Origin of the sequence: Intestinimonas butyriciproducens (assembly GCF_016901775.1) — a bacterium.
GTDB lineage: Bacteria > Bacillota > Clostridia > Oscillospirales > Butyricicoccaceae > Pseudobutyricicoccus.
The window spans coordinates 42,851-60,264 of record NZ_JACJKW010000011.1 but is presented as its reverse complement, the minus strand read 5'-3'; the positions used below and the strand labels follow the sequence as shown (position 1 = coordinate 60,264).

Annotated in this window: 12 protein-coding genes and 1 other RNA gene; 6 read left to right on the top strand and 7 right to left on the bottom strand. The window is 58.8% G+C overall.

Annotated elements, in window-relative coordinates; translation table 11 throughout:
• Window positions 1–5: 5 nt before the first annotated feature.
• Genes H6A25_RS07330 through murD form a run of 4 tightly spaced genes read right to left on the bottom strand, consistent with a single transcriptional unit; the run spans window position 6 to window position 4,469 of the window.
• Window positions 6–1,013, bottom strand: coding sequence for a M20/M25/M40 family metallo-hydrolase (locus tag H6A25_RS07330; protein WP_207750834.1), 1,008 nt, complete (start codon window positions 1,011–1,013; stop codon window positions 6–8).
• Window positions 1,006–2,031: a M42 family metallopeptidase gene (locus H6A25_RS07325; RefSeq protein ID WP_204751315.1), complete on the bottom strand. Its 1,026-nt coding sequence runs from the start codon at window positions 2,029–2,031 to the stop codon at window positions 1,006–1,008. Before H6A25_RS07325 ends, H6A25_RS07330 begins: the two co-directional genes overlap by 8 nt.
• Window positions 2,032–2,045: 14 nt before the next feature.
• Window positions 2,046–3,080, bottom strand: coding sequence for a M42 family peptidase (locus H6A25_RS07320; RefSeq protein ID WP_204751314.1), 1,035 nt, complete (start codon window positions 3,078–3,080; stop codon window positions 2,046–2,048).
• 21 nt (window positions 3,081–3,101) lie between these two features.
• Complete coding sequence (murD, locus tag H6A25_RS07315) at window positions 3,102–4,469, bottom strand: UDP-N-acetylmuramoyl-L-alanine--D-glutamate ligase (RefSeq protein ID WP_204751352.1); 1,368 nt, start codon at window positions 4,467–4,469, stop codon at window positions 3,102–3,104.
• Between the two features lie 515 nt (window positions 4,470–4,984).
• Here murD and rnpB point away from each other — a divergent pair.
• Window positions 4,985–5,344, top strand: an RNA gene (rnpB, locus tag H6A25_RS07310) — RNase P RNA component class A.
• 244 nt (window positions 5,345–5,588) lie between these two features.
• Here rnpB and H6A25_RS07305 read toward each other — a convergent pair.
• Window positions 5,589–6,227 carry a hypothetical protein gene (locus H6A25_RS07305; protein WP_204751313.1) on the bottom strand — a complete coding sequence of 213 codons (639 nt, stop codon included), beginning with the start codon at window positions 6,225–6,227 and terminating at the stop codon, window positions 5,589–5,591.
• Between the two features lie 632 nt (window positions 6,228–6,859).
• Between H6A25_RS07305 and H6A25_RS07300 the strand changes: the two genes are divergently transcribed.
• Together H6A25_RS07300 and H6A25_RS07295 are read left to right on the top strand one after the other, a co-directional pair.
• Complete coding sequence (locus H6A25_RS07300; protein ID WP_204751312.1) at window positions 6,860–7,513, top strand: FCD domain-containing protein; 654 nt, start codon at window positions 6,860–6,862, stop codon at window positions 7,511–7,513.
• A gap of 495 nt (window positions 7,514–8,008) precedes the next feature.
• A complete protein-coding gene (locus H6A25_RS07295; protein ID WP_204751311.1) occupies window positions 8,009–9,079 on the top strand; it encodes a hypothetical protein in 1,071 nt (356 codons plus the stop codon).
• Window positions 9,080–9,183: 104 nt separating this feature from the next.
• Here H6A25_RS07295 and H6A25_RS07290 read toward each other — a convergent pair whose 3' ends face one another.
• Window positions 9,184–9,996 (bottom strand): hypothetical protein, encoded by an 813-nt coding sequence (locus H6A25_RS07290; protein ID WP_204751310.1) that lies wholly within the window; start codon window positions 9,994–9,996, stop codon window positions 9,184–9,186.
• A gap of 327 nt (window positions 9,997–10,323) precedes the next feature.
• On the bottom strand, window positions 10,324–11,034 hold the full coding sequence (locus H6A25_RS07285; RefSeq protein WP_204751309.1) for a gamma-glutamyl-gamma-aminobutyrate hydrolase family protein: 711 nt from the start codon (window positions 11,032–11,034) through the stop codon (window positions 10,324–10,326).
• A gap of 636 nt (window positions 11,035–11,670) precedes the next feature.
• Between H6A25_RS07285 and H6A25_RS07280 the strand changes: the two genes are divergently transcribed.
• The 3 genes from H6A25_RS07280 to ppk1 all read left to right on the top strand — a co-directional run bounded on the left by H6A25_RS07280 (window position 11,671) and on the right by ppk1 (window position 17,067).
• Window positions 11,671–13,449: a Na/Pi cotransporter family protein gene (locus tag H6A25_RS07280; protein ID WP_204751308.1), complete on the top strand. Its 1,779-nt coding sequence runs from the start codon at window positions 11,671–11,673 to the stop codon at window positions 13,447–13,449.
• Between the two features lie 551 nt (window positions 13,450–14,000).
• On the top strand, window positions 14,001–14,900 hold the full coding sequence (locus tag H6A25_RS07275; protein ID WP_204751307.1) for a phosphatase: 900 nt from the start codon (window positions 14,001–14,003) through the stop codon (window positions 14,898–14,900).
• A complete protein-coding gene (gene ppk1 / locus H6A25_RS07270; RefSeq protein ID WP_345941593.1) occupies window positions 14,836–17,067 on the top strand; it encodes a polyphosphate kinase 1 in 2,232 nt (743 codons plus the stop codon). The genes H6A25_RS07275 and ppk1 overlap by 65 nt, the downstream gene beginning before the upstream one ends.
• The last annotated feature ends 347 nt before the right edge of the window (window positions 17,068–17,414 follow it).

Here is a 17,414-nt window from a genome sequence, read left to right as displayed (position 1 = left end):
TCCTTTTACAGTGTGCGCTGGGCGCAAAGGGCCATGAGACGGGCGCTTTGCTCCACATCCTTCAGGCTGACCATTTCGTTCTGGGAATGGATATACCGGCAGGGAATGGAAATGCAGCCGGACAGCACCCCGCCCCGGGTTTTCTGGATGGCGGCGCTGTCGGTGCCACCGGCGGTGAGCACTTCGTCCTGATAGGGCACATCCCCCTCTTTGGCCGCCTCACGAAGGTGGGCGATCATCTGGGGATTGCACAGAAGGGAGACATCCTTGATCTTGATGGTGGGACCGGCTCCCAGCTTGACCACCATTTTGGCCTTTTCCGAGGGGTTGTCTCCGGTGCGGGTCACATCCATGCACACGCCGAAATCCGGGTCGATGGCATAGGCCGCCGTGGCGGCGCCCCGCAGGCCCACTTCTTCCTGGACGGTAAAGACGAAATACAGGTCATTTTCGCTCTTTTCCACCTGGCTCATGGCAGAGAGCAAGGCGGCACAGGCGATCAGGTCGTCGCAATACGGGGACAGAAGCATCTGGCCCAGCTGCTGCACTTCCCCTTCGTACATGGCCACATCCCCTACCTGCACCATTTTTCTGGCGCTTTCTTCGCTTTCGGCGCCGATGTCCAGATACAGGTCATTCAGAGAAATTTCCTCCAGCTTCTTTTCCTCCATGGCCTTTTCGTCACACCAGACGCTGCCGCCCATGCCGTTTTCCAGCTTCATCCGGGCGCCGATGAGACGGTAGGGCACAAAGCCGCCCAGGGCCCCGAAACGGAGGAAGCCCTTTTTGTCGATGTGGGTGATGATCAGGCCGATCACATCCATGTGGGCCGCCATCATCAGGCGCTTCCCCGGCCCTTTCTTGTGGCAGATCACATTGCCCAGGGTGTCGATCTTCACTTCGTCACAATAGGGCCCTGCAAGCGCTGCAATGGCCTGGGCGCAGGGGGACTCAAAGCCCGAGGGCCGGGCCACGCTTTGCAGATGGGTAAATGTTTTCAAAATATCAATCATCGCACTCTGCCTCCTTTACCACCAGCCGGGCCATTTTCAGCACTTCCTCTGCATCGGGCCAATGGAGCACATTGCTGGCCGAATGGATATACCGCACGGGAGCGGCCAGGCCGAACACCTGAGCGCCCTCTCCGGCCTGGTGCATGACCCCGGCATCGGTGGAGCCGTTCATGCTGGCCCGGTACTGCCAGCGGATGCCCGCTTCGTCGGCCTTGCCCGTCAGGCGGCGGACAAATTCCCGGTTGTACACCGAGCCACGGTCGGCCAGGGACACAACGGCCCCGCCCCCCTGGAAGCAGGATCTTTCATGCTCCCGCACTCCGGGGATGTCGGCGGCGGTGGTGCCTTCGATCACCAGGCCCCAGCGGGGTTTTAAGCGGCTGGCGGCGGCCTGAGCGCCACGGCTGCCGATTTCCTCGCCCACCACAAAGGCAAACCAGGTGTCCTTCTCCACGCCTTCGCGGATCAGCTGCACCATCACGGCGCAGCCGATCCGGTCGTCAATGGCCTTGGAGCGGATACGCTCATCGCCGAACTCCACCCAGCGGCTCTGGAAGGTGGCATAATCCCCCACCCGGGCGTATTGTTCCGCTTCCTTCTGGGAGGATGCGCCGATGTCAATATAAAGGGTGTCAATGCCCGGGGCCACCTTCCGCTCTTCGGGAGTGGTCAGGTGGATGGCCTTGAGGGAAATGACGCCGGGAACCTTCCGGGGGCCCACTTCCATCCGCCGGCCCACCAGAACCCGGGGGTCAATGCCGCCGGAGGGGACGATCTTGAACATACCGTCCGAGGTGATGCGGCTGATGAGGAAGCCCACTTCGTCCATATGGGCGCACACCATCATGGGCGCTTTCCGGGGCTTTGCCCCCTTTTTCAGCACCAGGAGATTGCCCAGGTGGTCTTCGATGATCTCATCGGCGTAAGGCTCCACCATTTCCCGGATACACTCCCGCACTTCATCTTCATAGCCGGGTACGCCGTTTGCGGCGCACAGCTGTTTCAGTATTTCTTTCATCTTGCTCCCCCCTTTTACAGATTGCCGTCAAAGCCCAGGGTGAACTCTGCCAGGAGATGCCCCACATGCTTCATGTCCTTCAGCTTCAGCACTTCCACCGGGGAGTGCATATACCGCAGGGGCAGGGAGACCACCGCTGTGCACACGCCGCCCTCGATGGGCTGGATGGACCAGGCGTTGGTGCCGGAATGAGCGGGCACCGCTTCCGGCTGATAGGGGATCTCCTTGGCCCGGGCCACCTCGCACAACCGGCGGGCAAACTTGGGCATGCTGTTGGAGCCGAAGCCGATGACAGGGCCGCCGCCCAGGTCAAAGACCCGGTCTTCGGGCTTATTGTCCCCGGTGCGGGCATGGCACACATCGATGGCGATGGCGTAATCGGGCGCGTCCAGATAGGCTCTGGCCCGAGCGCCATGGCCGCCCACTTCTTCCTTGGTGCTGCCCAGGACGATGAGATCCACATCCAGCTCCTTGCCTTGCAGCTCTTCCAGAGCCAGCAGAATGCACACAAAGCAGGCACGGTCGTCCATGGACTTGCCGCACAGCAGGTCATTTTTCAGCTGGAAGGCCTCTCCGGCAAAGGCGGCGTAATCCCCCACCCGGACGGTCTCCCTGGCCTTTTCCCCGCTCATGCCCAGGTCCAGCACCATTTCCTCAATGGGCAGGGCCTTCTTGTTGTCCCCGGCCTTTTGCAGGTGGGGCGGGATGCAGCTGACCACCGCCGGGATGGGGCCCTCTTTGGTGAGCACGGTCAGCTCGCTGCCCAGCAGCATCCGGGGGTCCACTCCCATGCCGATGAAGCGGCAGAAGCCCTCCTCCAGCACTTCGGTGATGACAAAGCCGATCTGATCCAGATGGGCGTCCAGCAGCAGCTTTTTGGCCCCTTCCTTGCCGCAGGAGCGGTAGCCGATCACATTGCCCAGCTTATCCACTTCCACCCGGTCCATATAGGGGCGCAGCAGTTCCGCCGCCTGGGCGGAAACGCCGTATTCATCCCCCGATACGCCATAGCGGTCGGTAAGGCTTTTGATGGTGTTTACCAGTTCCAATCCATTGCACCTCTTTCCTTGTTATTCGCAAAGCCGGAGAACCATTTCCTTATAGGCCCGGCCTTTTGTCATGAAGTTGGGGTATGCGTCAAAGGATGCGCACACCGGAGAAAGGGTTACGATATCCCCTTCCTGGGCCTGCTCCCAGGCAAACTGCACCGCTTCTTCCAGGGTGGCTTTTTCGGCGATCCGGATGCCGCAATCCTTATAAGAAGGGGCGTTTTCCACCGCCTGCCGCAGCTTCGGGGCGGTGGCCCCGTTCAAAATCAGCAGCTTCACATGGTGGCAGGCTTCCTCGCCGTAGGCATCGAAGGGGATCTTCTTGTCATAGCCCCCGGCGATGACGATGAGCTTCTGGTCAAAGGAATGCAGCCCGGCGATGGCCCGGGCGGGGCTGGTGGCGATGGCGTCGTTATAATACTTGACCCCGCGCACCTGCCGCACAAACTCGATCCGGTGCTCCACTCCGGCAAACTCCCGGGCCACCTGCAAGGCGGTCTCGGGGCAGATGGTGTCGGCCACGGCGCAGATGGCTGCCATATAGTTTTCCACATTGTGCAGCCCTGGGATGCGGATGTCCTCTTTTTTGATCCAGGGCGTGCCATTATAATAAATGGTGTCGTTTTCGAAAAAGGCTCCGCTTTCCACCTTTTCCTGCCGGGAGAAGGTGCGCACCCTGCCGGGGGCCTTTTTGGCCATGGCGGCGCTCAGATCGTTATCCAGGTTGCACACCAGCAGATCATCCTTCCCCTGGCCGAGGAAGATATGTTCCTTGGCGGAAACATATTCTGCCATGTCCTTATGCACATCCAGATGGTTGGGGGTCACATTGGTGATGACCGCCACATGGGGGGCCTTATTCATGGTCATCAGCTGGAAGGAGGAAAGCTCCACCACGGCGAAGTCTTCCGCCTTCATTTCCCCGGCCATGGGCAGCAGGGGCTGGCCGATGTTGCCCCCCAGCCACACCCGCTTCCCTTCGGCCTTGAGCATTTCGGCGATGAGGGTGGTTGTGGTGGTTTTGCCGTCGGAGCCGGTGACGGCCAGGATAGGACAGGGGCAGACTTCAAAGAACACTTCCATTTCGGAAGTAAGGCGGCTGCCCCGGGCCTTGGCCTGCTCCAGGGAAGGCAGGTCGGGCCGGATGCCCGGAGAGCGGAAGATCACTTCCTGAGTCAGGTTCTCAAGGTACCCCTCCCCCAGCTGGAGCCGGACGCCCATTTCTTCCAGCTGACAGGCGGTGTCCCCCAGCTGCTCTCTGGTTTTTTTATCGCAGGCGGTGACACACGCCCCGGCCTTGCAAAGAAGCCCGATGAGGGGGCGGTTGGAAACGCCGATGCCCAGCACCGCCACTTCCTTCCCCTTCATTGAGCGGAGAAATTCTTCCATTTTGCTCACTTGATCATCCCTTTCGGCAGGCACGCCTGCCTGTGATTTTCTGAGAAAAGCATACACCCTCTATTGTAACCGATCTGCCGCCAATGTCAACGCCCAGTGCCTGGGCCGTCGTTCCTGTCTCCGGCATCATGCGTTGTTTGCTTTTTTGCTCCGGTGCTGGCGAGCCAACACCGGTAGGGGCCTGGGTGCAGTCCTGGCAGGGCGCATCAAAAATGGCCAGGCGGGGTGGCGCCGCCCCTGGTCTTCGGGGAAAAACTAGGTTTTTCCCCGACCTTTTTCCAGCCTCCCGGCGGGGGTCCGGTGTCCGGACGGCCATACTTTCTTTGCCCGGGCGGGTCCAACCAGCTTTTTCTGCGGCATTTTGCCAGGATTGCAAAGCATCCCCTACCGGTGCTGGCTTGCCAGCACCGGAGCACCGGGGCAAACAACCCATACAGCCGGGGAGAGTATGGGAGCGGAGGCACTCCGCTTGACAGGGACGGGACGGAGTGTGTATAATGGGAATCCGAGTAAGCCGAGCAGCCGCGTGCACAGTGCCGAAAGGCCGTGTATGAGGAAAGTCCGGGCTTTATAGGGCAGGATAACGGATAACATCCGCCGAAGGCGACTTCAGGACAAGTGCAACAGAGATATACCGCCATGCCTTGCATGGTAAGGGTGGAAAGGCGGGGTAAGAGCCCACCGGTCCCCCAGGTAACTGGGGGATCCTGTAAACTCTATCCAAAGCAACACCGGAAGGAAAACAGCGCCCCAGGGCGCAGGGCTGGCCCGGTCCGTTTTCGGGAGGTGGCTCGAGGCGTCTGGCAACAGGCGTCCCAGATAGATGGCTGCATAGACAGAACCCGGCTTATAGGCTTGCTCGAAAAAAGAAGGCATCCGCAATGGATGCCTTCTTTTTTGAGCGTGTCGGCAAAGTGGCAAAAGCCACTTTGCCGAGTTGCTGCAAGGGGCTGCATGCACGCCTTTGGCGCACACTTGCCCCTTGATAGGTGCAAAAAGCTGCGCACAGGTCGCAGCTTTTTGCGGATTGATAGGGGTAGGGCGAAAATCCCTCTTACACAACAGGGTTTTTCGACAGACTGTTTATTCTTCCATGAAAAAGGGATTCCATCATTCCCCCTGGATGCCTTGATCGGGCGAAGCAGCACCGCCTGGCCGCTCCGGCGCCGGGCAGCCCAGATACCACACGCCCCACAGCATGTGCAGGTTGAGAAAGAGCATCACTGCTATCAGCAGCAAAATGACGATCCAGCTGGAAGCGACGGGAAAATGGAAAGCATAGGTGAGCTGATTTTTCCCGGATGCCAGCAGGAGGATGATGCTCAGTAGGATTCCCGCCCCACCCACTGCCACATACCGCAGGATGGGCCCCCGGGCTTTGTCCTGCCACCCGGGAGCGGCCTGCTTCATGGCCCGGCTGCTCTCCCGCCACAGCATAAAGAGGAAGCACAGGGCCAAAACGCCGCCGGCCCACTGGCTCCATTTTGTGAAAAGGGCCTCCTTCCCTTCTGTGAGAAACCCATACAGGGCCAAAGCATAGGCCAAGGCCAGAAGCAGGGTCAGGGGAATGAGCTTTTTCAGCCCGGGCACTAGCCTGGACAGGGGCAGAAGAGTGAAAAACAGCACCAGAGCCCCCAAGGGAGCCGTATACCAGGGAAGATTCCCGAAGCTGATGGGCGGCAGCAGCAGAAAAACTCCCAAGGCCAGCCAGGAATACAAAGTACGCCGTTTCCCGCGTTGTTCCATCATGGCATTCCCCTCCTTTCATTTATTTGACTAAATTTTACCACACCCTCTCCACCCCGTCAAGGCAGCGTGCCGGTGGCGAGCCGCCACGGCCAAAACTCGCTGAAGGCTTTATGGGCTGCCAGGCTTTCTGCTCCGGCGCTGGCGAGCCAACGCCGGGAAGGACTATTGTGCAATCTTGGCAGCGTGCCCCAGATAAACCCATTGGATGCAATCGGCTTCACAATCCCCCCCTTATGGCAACGGCACCACGCCGCCACAAGGGGGCTTTTTCTTTGCCCAGGGGCATTGGGCCAGCCTTTCTTCACACAACTGTCCAGACCTTTTCTGTGGCACTTGGCACCGGCGGGGACCCCGCCGGGAGGCTGGAAAAAGGTCGGGGAAAAACTTAGTTTTTCCCCGAGGGCCAGCGGCGGCGTCACCTAACGACTTGCAAGTTATTTCGGCTTTACGCCGAAATAACACGCCGCAGGCGGCCCAGGAGGGGCCCGGCGGCGCTCGCCGCCGGGAAGAAGCCTGGGGCGACACCCGCCGCAGCGGGTGTTCTGGCTCCGGGACCTTGTGCTCGGGGCTTTTGCCATGTATAATAAAATAATAAGGAAAAAACGCACCCTTTGACGAAAGGATGTTGCCATGTGAAAAAATTCAATGAATCCCTGGGGGGCAATCCCCTGCGCAAGCATGTATACAAGGAAATCGAAAAGGCCATTCTGGACGGGGTCTTTGAGCCGGGCTACTCCCTGACAGAGGGCAAGCTGTCCGCCGAGCTGGGGGTGAGCCGTACACCGGTGCGGGAAGCCCTGATGCAGCTGGAGCTGGAAGGCCTGGTGAAGAACATCCCCAACAAGGGTGCCGTGGTGGTGGGCGTCACCAGCCAGGATATCGATGATATCTACACCATCCGCACCCGCATCGAGGGCCTGGCCGCCCGCCGCTGCGCCCAGAATATCGGCGATGACGAGCTGGAAGAACTGCGCCAGGTGGTGGAGCTTCAGGAATATTTTGTCACAAAGCAGGATTTTCTCCAGGTGTGGCACCTGGACAGCCGCTTCCACGAGATGATCTATGATGCCTGCCGCTCCCGGCCTTTAAAGCAGATCCTCTCTCTGTTTCATAACTATATCCAGAAAGCAAGAGAGTATTCGGTGAAGTCCGGCCGGGCCCAGGCCTCTGCCCAGGAGCACCGGGCCATTCTGGACGCCATCGAAAATCACGACCTGGAGGGCGCCGAAAAGGCCATGGCCCTTCATGTGAACAACGCCCGGGACGCTTTCTTCGAATACATGTAGGTCCCGTGTCGGGACGGCCAAAACTCGCTGAAGGCTGTATGGGCTGCCAGGCTTCCTGCTCCGGCGCTGGCGAGCCAACGCCGGGAAGAACTATTGTGCAATCTTAGCGGTGTGCCGCAGATAAACCGATTGGATGCAATCAGATTCACAATCCCCCCTGCATGGCTGTGCCATGCTGTCCCCCCTTTGCACAAGGGGGGCTTTTCTTTGCCTTGCGGCAAATGCAACCAGCCTTCGTTCGATTACCCAGCGCGGCAGCGCAGTATGGCAGCGGCGACACGCCGCCGCAAGGGGGGCTTTTCTTTGCCCTGCGGCATACAACCAGCTCTTTCTGTGTTGCTTGGCCAGGATTGCAAGCCGGCCTTTCCCGGGGTTGGCCCGCCAGCCCCGGAGCAGGAAGGCCATGGGCGCATGATGCCGGAGACAGGAACGGGTCCAGCGGCACGCTGGGCGCATAGAATGGCGTGAAAGACTTTTTCAGGAGGGAAATACGCCATGAATCACAAACCTTATCGCTTCTTTTTGGGAGCCAATTCCAGCAAGGGCTTTGTCTCCTTTTTCGAAAACGCTCTGGAAGAAGAAACCATCCGCCAGAACTTCATCTTCAAAGGGGGCCCCGGCTGCGGCAAATCCACCGCCATGAAACAGGCCGCAGAGGAAGGCCTCCGCCGCCAGGAGCCCATGGAGATCATCCACTGTTCCTCCGATCCCTCTTCCCTGGATGGAGTCCTTTTCCTCCGCCAGGGCAAAGCCCTCTATGACGGCACCGCTCCCCATACCATCGATCTTGCCTTCCCCGGTGCGGAAGGCGGCTATATCCTGCCTCCCCCCTTCCTCCGGGCGGAAGAGCTGGTGCAGAAAGCCGATGCCCTCCAGCAGGTGCAGCAGGAGCTTTCGGCCTGTTACCGCCAGGTCTTTTCCCTCACCGCTGCCGCAGGCCAGGTGGAAAAGCGGCTGCATCTGCTGCTTTCGTGCATCACCGATGAAGAGCGGCTGCGCCGCCGGGCTGTGGGTATCGTCCTGCGGGAGCTCCCCCGGGGAAAAGGGCCGGGACGGGAGAAAAAACGCTTCCTCTCCGGCATTACCCCGGAGGGCCTGCTCCGCTTTGACGAAACCATCGGCAAACACCGGCGGATCTATTGCCTGGAGGATCCCTACGGCTTTGCTCCGGTGCTGCTGGAAGAGATCCGCCAGGCGGCTGTGGAACGGGGCCAGGTCTTTTACAGCTGCTACTGCCCTCTCTGCCCCGAAAAGCTGGAGCATCTGATCTTCCCGGAGCTGTCCCTGGCCTTTGTGTCCTCCACCCCTCTCCATCCCTGGGAAGGCCCCTGTTTCCGGCGGCTGGATCTGGGGCGGCTCACCGACCGGGAATCCCTGCGGCCCATCCGCACCCAGGTGCGCCTGCTGCGGAAAATCCAGCTTTCCCTGCTGGATGATGCCGTGGCTACATTGCAGAAGGCCAAGGGCTGTCACGACAGACTGGAGGCACTCTACCGTCCCCACCTGGATATCCCCGCCTTGCAGCAAAGGGCAGAAGAAGTCGTGGGGAAAATCTTTCCTCTTTGAAAAACAGAAAAAGCTCCCCTGTGGGGGAGCTTTTTGCGGATTGATGAGGGGAAGGGCGAAAAGGTCTCTTGCACAACAGAGTTTTTTGTCCGGTGTTCGGGAAGCTATGCCAGAACACTTTCCAGGTTTTCCAGGGGGATCTGCACCAGCTGGCCGCCGGCGCTCTGGGAGCTGATGGCGCTTTCCTCCATGCACAGATACAGGGTATCCTGGCTGATGGCAAAGGAGCTGTCCTGCTTTTCAAAGATGAACGGGGTGAGCTGGCTGTATTCCAGGCCATTTTCCCCGCACCATTTTTCGATCTGCTCGATAACAGCTTGCTGGGCCTTTTCCTTGTCCCCGGTAAACAGATCCTGGAGCTTTTCCGGCCAGCCGGTCTGGCAATCAAAGGTCTCGGCGGTATAGACCACCTTGTCCTTTACATTGGTGTCCACATACCGGTAGGTGCGCACCACGCTGATCCGGCCGCCGCTCTGCTGCACCAGCTCATAGGAAAAATCCACATGGTAATCGGCCACCGGCTGCACCGCCGTCTGCCACCCATTCCCGTAAGAGGCCTGGATCTGACCGAAATAGCTTTCGCAGTCCTGCTGGAGGGAAATGAGCTCTGTTTCATAATATTCGTTGATCTTCCGCAGGATCAGCCCCTGGCTCCCCTCTTCCTTGAACTGGGGCAGGGACGCCCGGTAAGTGGCGGCCACTTCGCCGGAAGGCAGTTCCAGCTGCTTTTCATATACAAGGGCATCGGCCTGATAAACGGTTTGCTCTTCTTCCTTCTGCTCATCCTGGGGAGCGGGCTTTACGGTCTCTTTCGCCTCTTCCTCCGGCTGGCGGAACCGGCTGACACTGCATCCCCCTGCCAACAGAAAAATGGGCAGAAGCAAAAAAGCGGTCAGGGCCTGGATGGTTCGTTTCATGTCTTTATCCTCCGGGTCTCGGCGGCGCCCCCAGGGAGCGCCTTCTTTGTCTCTCTGCATTTTTCAGCATATTCAAACGATATACAGAGTTATTATACCCTTTCCCCCTGTTTCCGTCAACCAGGTCCCGTGTCGGGACGGCCATACTGTCTCCGGTGGGGATGCGTTGCTGGGCCACCGTGCTCCGGGTGTGATAAACCATCACCCGGGAAGGGCCTGGGTGCAATCCTAGCAAAGTGCAGACAAAAAAGCTCCCCCACAGGGGAGCTTTTTGTCTTGGTTCTGTCGCTCAGCGCGGCAGCGCAGTATGGGTGCAGCGTCACGCTGCTATTTTGTGTGAGCTTTGACCTTTTCCAGGAAATAAGTAAAGAGGGGCGCCATATCGGGAGTGCGTTCGTCCCGCATGATGTTGGTCAGGCGCTCCGGATGCCACTGGACGCCGAAAATGGGCAGGCTCTCGTGCTCATAGGCTTCGATGACGCCATCGGCAGATTCTGCGGCCAGCTTGAGGCCGGGGGCCAGGTTGCGCACCGCCTGATGATGGGTGCTGTTGACCAGAAACTCGCTGCCCAGCAGCTTTTCCACAAAGGAACCGGGAACGGCCTTCACCTTGTGGCGCAGCTCATAGCTAGAGTGGAACAGTCCCTTCTGATGGGCCAGGTCCTGGTACATATCGCCGCCCAGATACACATTGATCAGCTGCTCGCCCCGGCAGATGCCCATCACCGCCTTGCCCTTCGCCAGGAAGGCCTTGAGCAGGGCATATTCATACTTTGTCCGGGGGGTGTCCATGTGGACAGTATCGTTATAAATGGTCTCGCCGAACAGCTCCGGCTCGATGTCCGGGCCGCCGGACAGCAGCAGGCCGTCGCACAGCTCGGCCAGCTCTTCGGGGCACTGTTCCCCGCCGATCACCGGCACGGCCCCGGCCTGCGCAATGGCCCGGGTATAGGCCGCAGGACTGCGCAGCTCACGGGCCCCGCTTTGCAGAACCCCCGAGTCGGAAGAAACCAAGATCACCAGTTTACCATTGATCATTTTTTATCACCTGCTTTATTTTACTGGGGTGGTGCTCCCACCTGCCCCCTACTATACCAGATTCTCCCCGCCCTGTCCACCTAAGAGCCAGAGCCTTCACTGCGGTGAAGGCTGCCGGAAATTCCAAAAGGAATTTCCGGCATTGGCGGCGTGTTATTTCGGTCCCGTGTCGGGACGGCCAGGCTTTCTTTGCCAAGGCAAAAACAACCAACAAAGACAAAGAAGGTATGACTGTCCGGGCACCGGACCTCTCGGGGAAAAACTAGGTTTTTCCCCGACCCTTTTCCAGCCTCCCGGCGGGGTCCCGTGTCGGGATGGTCATACTCTGCTGCCGGTCCGCCACGCCGCCAATCCCCCCTGCATGGCGCTGCCATGCTGTCCCCCTTTGCACAAGGGGGGCGTTTCTTTGCCCTGCGGCACTGGGCCGGCCTGAGTTCTGTTGCTGGGCGCGGCAGCGCAGTATGGGAGCGGCGGCTCGCCGTGTAAATTTCCTTTTACACAACCAGTTTTTCATTGACGAAATCTTTTCCCATTGGTATCATGGGAATGTATGAATTTACAAAAGGTTTACACCCCCATGACAAAAAAGACAAAAAAGAAGAATCTCTCACAACGAGGGGAAGTGGAGGAAATCACATGGACATTTTTTCACTGCTGAAGCTATTAGGCGGCCTGGGACTTTTCATCTACGGCATGCTCACCATGGGCAACGCCCTGGAGAAAATGGCCGGCGAAAAACTGGAAAAAACCCTGGAAACCGTCACCGGCAACATCTTTAAGGCCATCGGCATCGGCGCCCTGGTCACCGGCATCATCCAGAGCTCTTCGGCAACCACAGTTATGGTGGTGGGCTTCGTCAACGCCGGCATCATGAACCTGCGTCAGGCCGTGGGCGTCATCATGGGCGCCAACATCGGCACCACCGTCACCGCTCAGCTGCTGCGTCTGGATTCCTCCGGCACATTGGAGAACAGCGTCTTCATGCAGCTGCTCAAGCCCTCTATGCTGGCCTATGTGGCTGTGGCCGTCGGCGCCGCCATCTTCATGTTCGCCAAAAAACGGAAGCTCCATGACTTCGGCGAGATTCTGCTGGGCTTCGGCGTTCTGTTCATCGGTATGTCGGTGATGGAAGGCTCGGTCACTTCCCTCCGGGACCTGCCCTGGTTCCAGAATATGTTCACCCTGTTCACCAACCCCATCCTGGGCGTTCTGGTGGGCCTGGTGGTCACCGGCATCATCCAGAGTTCTTCCGCTTCGGTGGGTATCCTCCAGGCCGTGGCCTCCACCGGCGCCATCTCCTATGCCGCTGCCATCCCCATCATCATGGGCCAGAACATCGGCACCTGCGTCACCGCCCTGCTGTCCGCCCTGGGCGCCAATAAAAACGCCAAGCGGGCCGCCATGATCCATTTCTATTTCAACCTGATCGGTTCTATCTTCTTTATCACGGTGATCTATACCCTCAATGCCGTCATCGGTTTTTCCTTCTGGAACGACCCCATCGACAAAGCTGCTATCGCCAACTTCCATACCTTATTTAATGTAGTGGTCACCATTCTGTTCATCCCCTTCCGGGGTGTGCTCATCACCCTGGCGGAAAAGACCATCAAGCAGAAGCCCACAGAAAACGAGATTTCTCACGACCTGAGCCGTCTGGACGAGCGTTTCTATTCCTCTCCCGCCGTTGCTCTGGAACAGTGCAACAAGATCATCCTGGCCATGGGCCAGAGCGCTCAGTCCAACCTAAAAATGGTCAACGCCGCCATCGTGGATCAGACTCCCCCCCGGCTGGAGACCTTCAAGGACACCGAGAGCTTCCTGGACCGGGCCGAAGCCCGACTCAACTCCTATATGCTGGGCATCAAGGAGGACGAGCTTTCGGAAAACAGCCGGAAGGCCTATTCGGAAATGCTCCATTCCATCGGCGACTTCGAGCGGGTAGGCGACTATGCGGAAAACCTGCTGGAGTTCTATGAGGATATGCAGGAGCGGGGCACCGTCTTTTCCCAGGAAGCCATCTCCGAGCTGCGGGTGATGAGCCAGGCGGTGGAAGAGATCGTCTCCCTCACCGTCCAGGCCTATGAAAACAATGACGCCACTCTGGCCCGCCAGGTGGAACCCCTGGAAGATGTGATCGACTCCATCAAGGAAGCCCTCAAGAGCCGCCATATCTCCCGTCTGCAAAGCGGCATCTGCACCGTCAGCACCGGCATCCCCTTCCTGGACATCATCCACGACTACGAAAAGATCTCCGACCACTGCTCCAATGTGGCGGTGTATGTGATGATGATGGCCGATACCGAAAACCAGTTCGATGTGCATGAGTACCGGAAGATCCTCAAAGACCTGCGCACCGATGAGTTCCAGGCCTTCTCTTCCCTCTATGAGAACAAGTATCTGAACAAAGTCATATGAGCAGCGTGACGCCGGTCCGGTGGCCGGACGGCCATACTGCGCTGCCGCGCTAGGCAATAGAACCAAGCCAAAAGCTCTCCTGCGGGGGAGCTTTTTTGTTTGCACTTTGCCAGAATTGCATCCCGGCCCCTGCCGGTGTTGGCTCGCCAGCACCGGAGCACCGAGGTATCCCAGCGCATAAAGCCTGGGAGAGTTTTGGCCGTCCCGACACGGGACCCCGGAGCAAAAATGCAAACAACGCATAAAGCCTTCAGCGAGTTTTGGGTCCAGCGTCACGCTGGACTTTACGGAGATTTTACAGGATGCACTGGAAAATTTCCCTTTTTTCCGCTATGATAGAGATAATACCATGGAGAGATGGGGAAAACGCAGAAATGGGAAAAACCATTGTCCCTGCCATTTTTCCATCCGCAAAAAGCCGGGACCTGCCCGTGGCTTTTTGCACCGATCACGGGGCCAGTGTGCGCCGCAGGCGTGCACCCAGGCCCGTGGGAAAACTGGAAAAAGCGGCCCTGCTGCTTTTTTCCAAACTTAAAACAGGGGGTTTTGTTATGCTGTATGCCATTATAGATGTAGGCTCCAACTCCATCCGCATGACGGTTTTCCGTCACGAAAATGAAAAGCTGGATATGCTGATGAACAAAAAGAGCATGGCCGGTCTGGCCGGATATGTGGAAAAAGGCGCTCTGAATGAGGCTGGCATCAAAAAATGCTGCGAAGAGATCCGCAGCTTTGTGAAGCTGGCCCAGAACCTGGAAGTGGATCAGATTTCCATCATCGCTACCGCTTCTCTGCGGAACATCAATAACCTGGAAGAAGTGCAGACCGCCCTGGAAAATGCCGTGGGAAGACGGGCCGAAGTGCTCACCGGCCAGGAGGAAGCCCGGCTGGATTTCGTGGGCGCTTCCCATTACCTGAATGTGCAAAGCGGCGTGATCATCGACATCGGCGGCGGCAGCACCGAGCTGGTCCAGTTCAAAGACGGCAAGATCCAGCACCTACAGAGCCTGCCCATCGGTTCCCTCAACCTGTATACCCAGTACTCCTCCTCCCTCTTCCCCACGGAAAAGGACCGGAAAAGAATGCGCCAGCGGGTGAAACAGGAGTTTTCCTCCATCGACTGGCTTCCTTTGCCCGGCCCCGTTACCCTCTGCGGCATCGGCGGCACGGCCCGGGGCTTTTTCAAGCTGTGCCGTGAGCTTTACAATGTGCCCAAGTGCCAGACCGAAGTGGACGCCGGGTATGTATCCGAAATCAATAAAAAACTGAAAACCCAGGACTTCCGCCAGCTGCAAAGCATCTACCGGGTGGTGCCCGACCGGGTGTTCACCATCCTGCCCGGCATGACCATTTTAAACCAGGCCGTGAAGAAATTCGGCCCGGAGCATTTCGTCGTCAGCAAGCCGGGCATCCGGGAAGGCTATCTCTTCGACCGAATCCTCCGCAGCTAATCTAGCCGAAAAGGAGCGAACAGCCATGACCCTCAAATCAAATTGCAATTATATGCAGAACCGGGAGCTTTCCTGGCTCCGTTTCAACCATCGGGTGCTGGAAGAGGCCAGCTGCCCCACCATCCCTCTGTTGGAGCGGCTGAATTTTGTCAATATCTTCACCACCAACTTAGATGAGTTCTTTATGGTGCGGGTGGGCAGCCTCACCGATTATATGGCCTATGCCCCCGACTATGTGGACAACAAAACCGGCATGACCGCAGAAGATCAGCTGGATGCCATCTTCCAGGCCTGCGCCCCTCTTTATCAGGAGCGGGACCGGACCTATGCCGCGGTGATGGGCCAGCTGGAGAAAAATGGGCTCACCGCTCTCCGGATGGAAGAGCTGAGCCGGGAAGAGCAGAAGGATGTGGAAAAATATTTCAATGCCTCCATCCTTCCGGTGCTCTCCCCCCAGATCATCGACCCCCGCCACCCCTTCCCTCACCTGAACAACAAGCAGCTGACGGTGGCGGCCACCCTGGAGCAGAAGGACCACCGGCTGCTGGGACTGATCCCCCTGCCCCCCATGATCCAGCGGCTCTATTTCCTCCCGGGTGAGCAGCGCCGGTTCCTGCTGGCCGAGGACATCATCCGCTTTTATGCGGAAAAAGTGTTCCAGATCTACAAAGTGAGCCATGCGGCGGTGATCTGCGTCACCCGCAATGCCGACCTGGACACCGACGCCGGGTTCTTTGACGAAGATCTGGATTACCGGCAGTACATGAGCAATATGCTGAAAAAGCGCCGCCGGCTGACCCCGGTGCGCCTGGAGATCCAGGGCGCTCTGGCAGATGAATCCATGAAATTCCTCTGCCAGAAGCTGAAACTGGCATCCCGGCAGGTGTTTCACAGCCAGACCCCTCTGGATCTTTCCTTCTGGAGCCAGCTCCCAAAAGTGCTCTCCCCCACCCAGCACCAGGAACTGGTGCAGCCCTCTTTTGTGCCCGGCGCCAGCCCGGCCTTCTCCGGCCGGGGTTCCATCACAGAGCAGCTGCAAAACCAGGGGGATGTGCTTTTGTCCTTCCCCTTTGAAAGCATGCAGCCCTTCCTCCAGCTGATCCGTGAGAGCGCCTTTGATCCGGATGTGATCTCCATCAAGATCACCCTGTACCGCATTGCCCGGCAGTCCAAGCTGGCCGAATACCTGATCTCCGCCGCGGAAAACGGCAAGGAAGTCACCGTGCTCATGGAGCTGCGGGCCCGCTTTGACGAGCAGAACAACATCGAATGGGCCAATCAGCTGGAAGAGGCCGGGTGCCGGGTGATCTACGGCATGGACGGCTTCAAGGTCCATTCCAAGATCTGCCTGATCACCCGCCGGGAACAGGGCCAGGTGCGCTATATCACCCAGATCGGCACCGGCAACTACAACGAAAAGACGGCAAAGCTCTACACCGACTATTCCTATCTGACAAGAGACCCGGTGATCGGCGCCGATGCCGCTGCCTTTTTCGCCAACATGGGCCTGGGCAACCTGGAAGGGATCTACCAGAAGCTGTGGGTGGCCCCGGCCAGCTTCAAAAGCAACATCCTGGCGGGCATCGACGAGCAGATCCGTCTGTGCCAGCAGGGCCTGCCCGGCAGTCTGACCTTCAAATGCAACAGCGTCACCGACAAGGACATCATCCAGAAGCTGCGGGAGGCCTCCCAGGCCGGGGTGCACATCCGGATGCTGGTGCGGGGCATTTGCTGCCTGCTGCCCGGCGTGCCCGGTGAGACCGAGAACATCCATATCCGCAGTCTGGTGGGCCAGTTCCTGGAGCATTCCCGGGTCTATTGTTTCGGGGAAGGGGAAAACTGCCGCCTGTACATTTCTTCCGGAGATCTGATGACCCGCAACACCGAACGCCGGGTGGAGATCGCCTGCCCCATCCTGCCGGAGCATCTGCGCCGCCAGATCCTTTCCATGCTCTGTACCATGTTCCGGGACGATGTGAAAGCCCGTATTCTGCAGCCCGACGGCACTTATGCCCTGCCGCCCCAGGGGGAAACACCTCTGTGCGCCCAGGAGCATTTCATCTCCCACCTGCCCCGTTTCGCCCCGAGCCAGAGCCTTCACAGCGGGGAGAACAGCCCCAAATCCCACAAAGGGCTCCTGGGGCTCTTCCGCCGCAAAACCAAATAGGTGGCGAGCCGCCGGACCCATATTGCGCTCCCGGTCCGGTGGCCGGACGGCCATATTGCGCTCCCGCGCTGGGCAAGCCCAGTGCCTGGGCGGTCATACTGCGCTCCCGCGCTGGGCAATAGAGCCAAGGCCGGTTGTGTGCTGGGCTTCTCTTAGCCCCGGCAAACACAATCGGCCTTTTCCGTGGCACTGGGCCAGGACTGCACTTTGGTCCCTGCCGGGTGATGGTTTATCACACCCGGAGCACCCAGGCAAACAACGCATGATGCCGGAGACAGGAACGGGTCCAGCGGCACGCTGGTGGATTTCGCTATTTTTTCGTCCTTTTTTCCGGCAAATATCGTCGT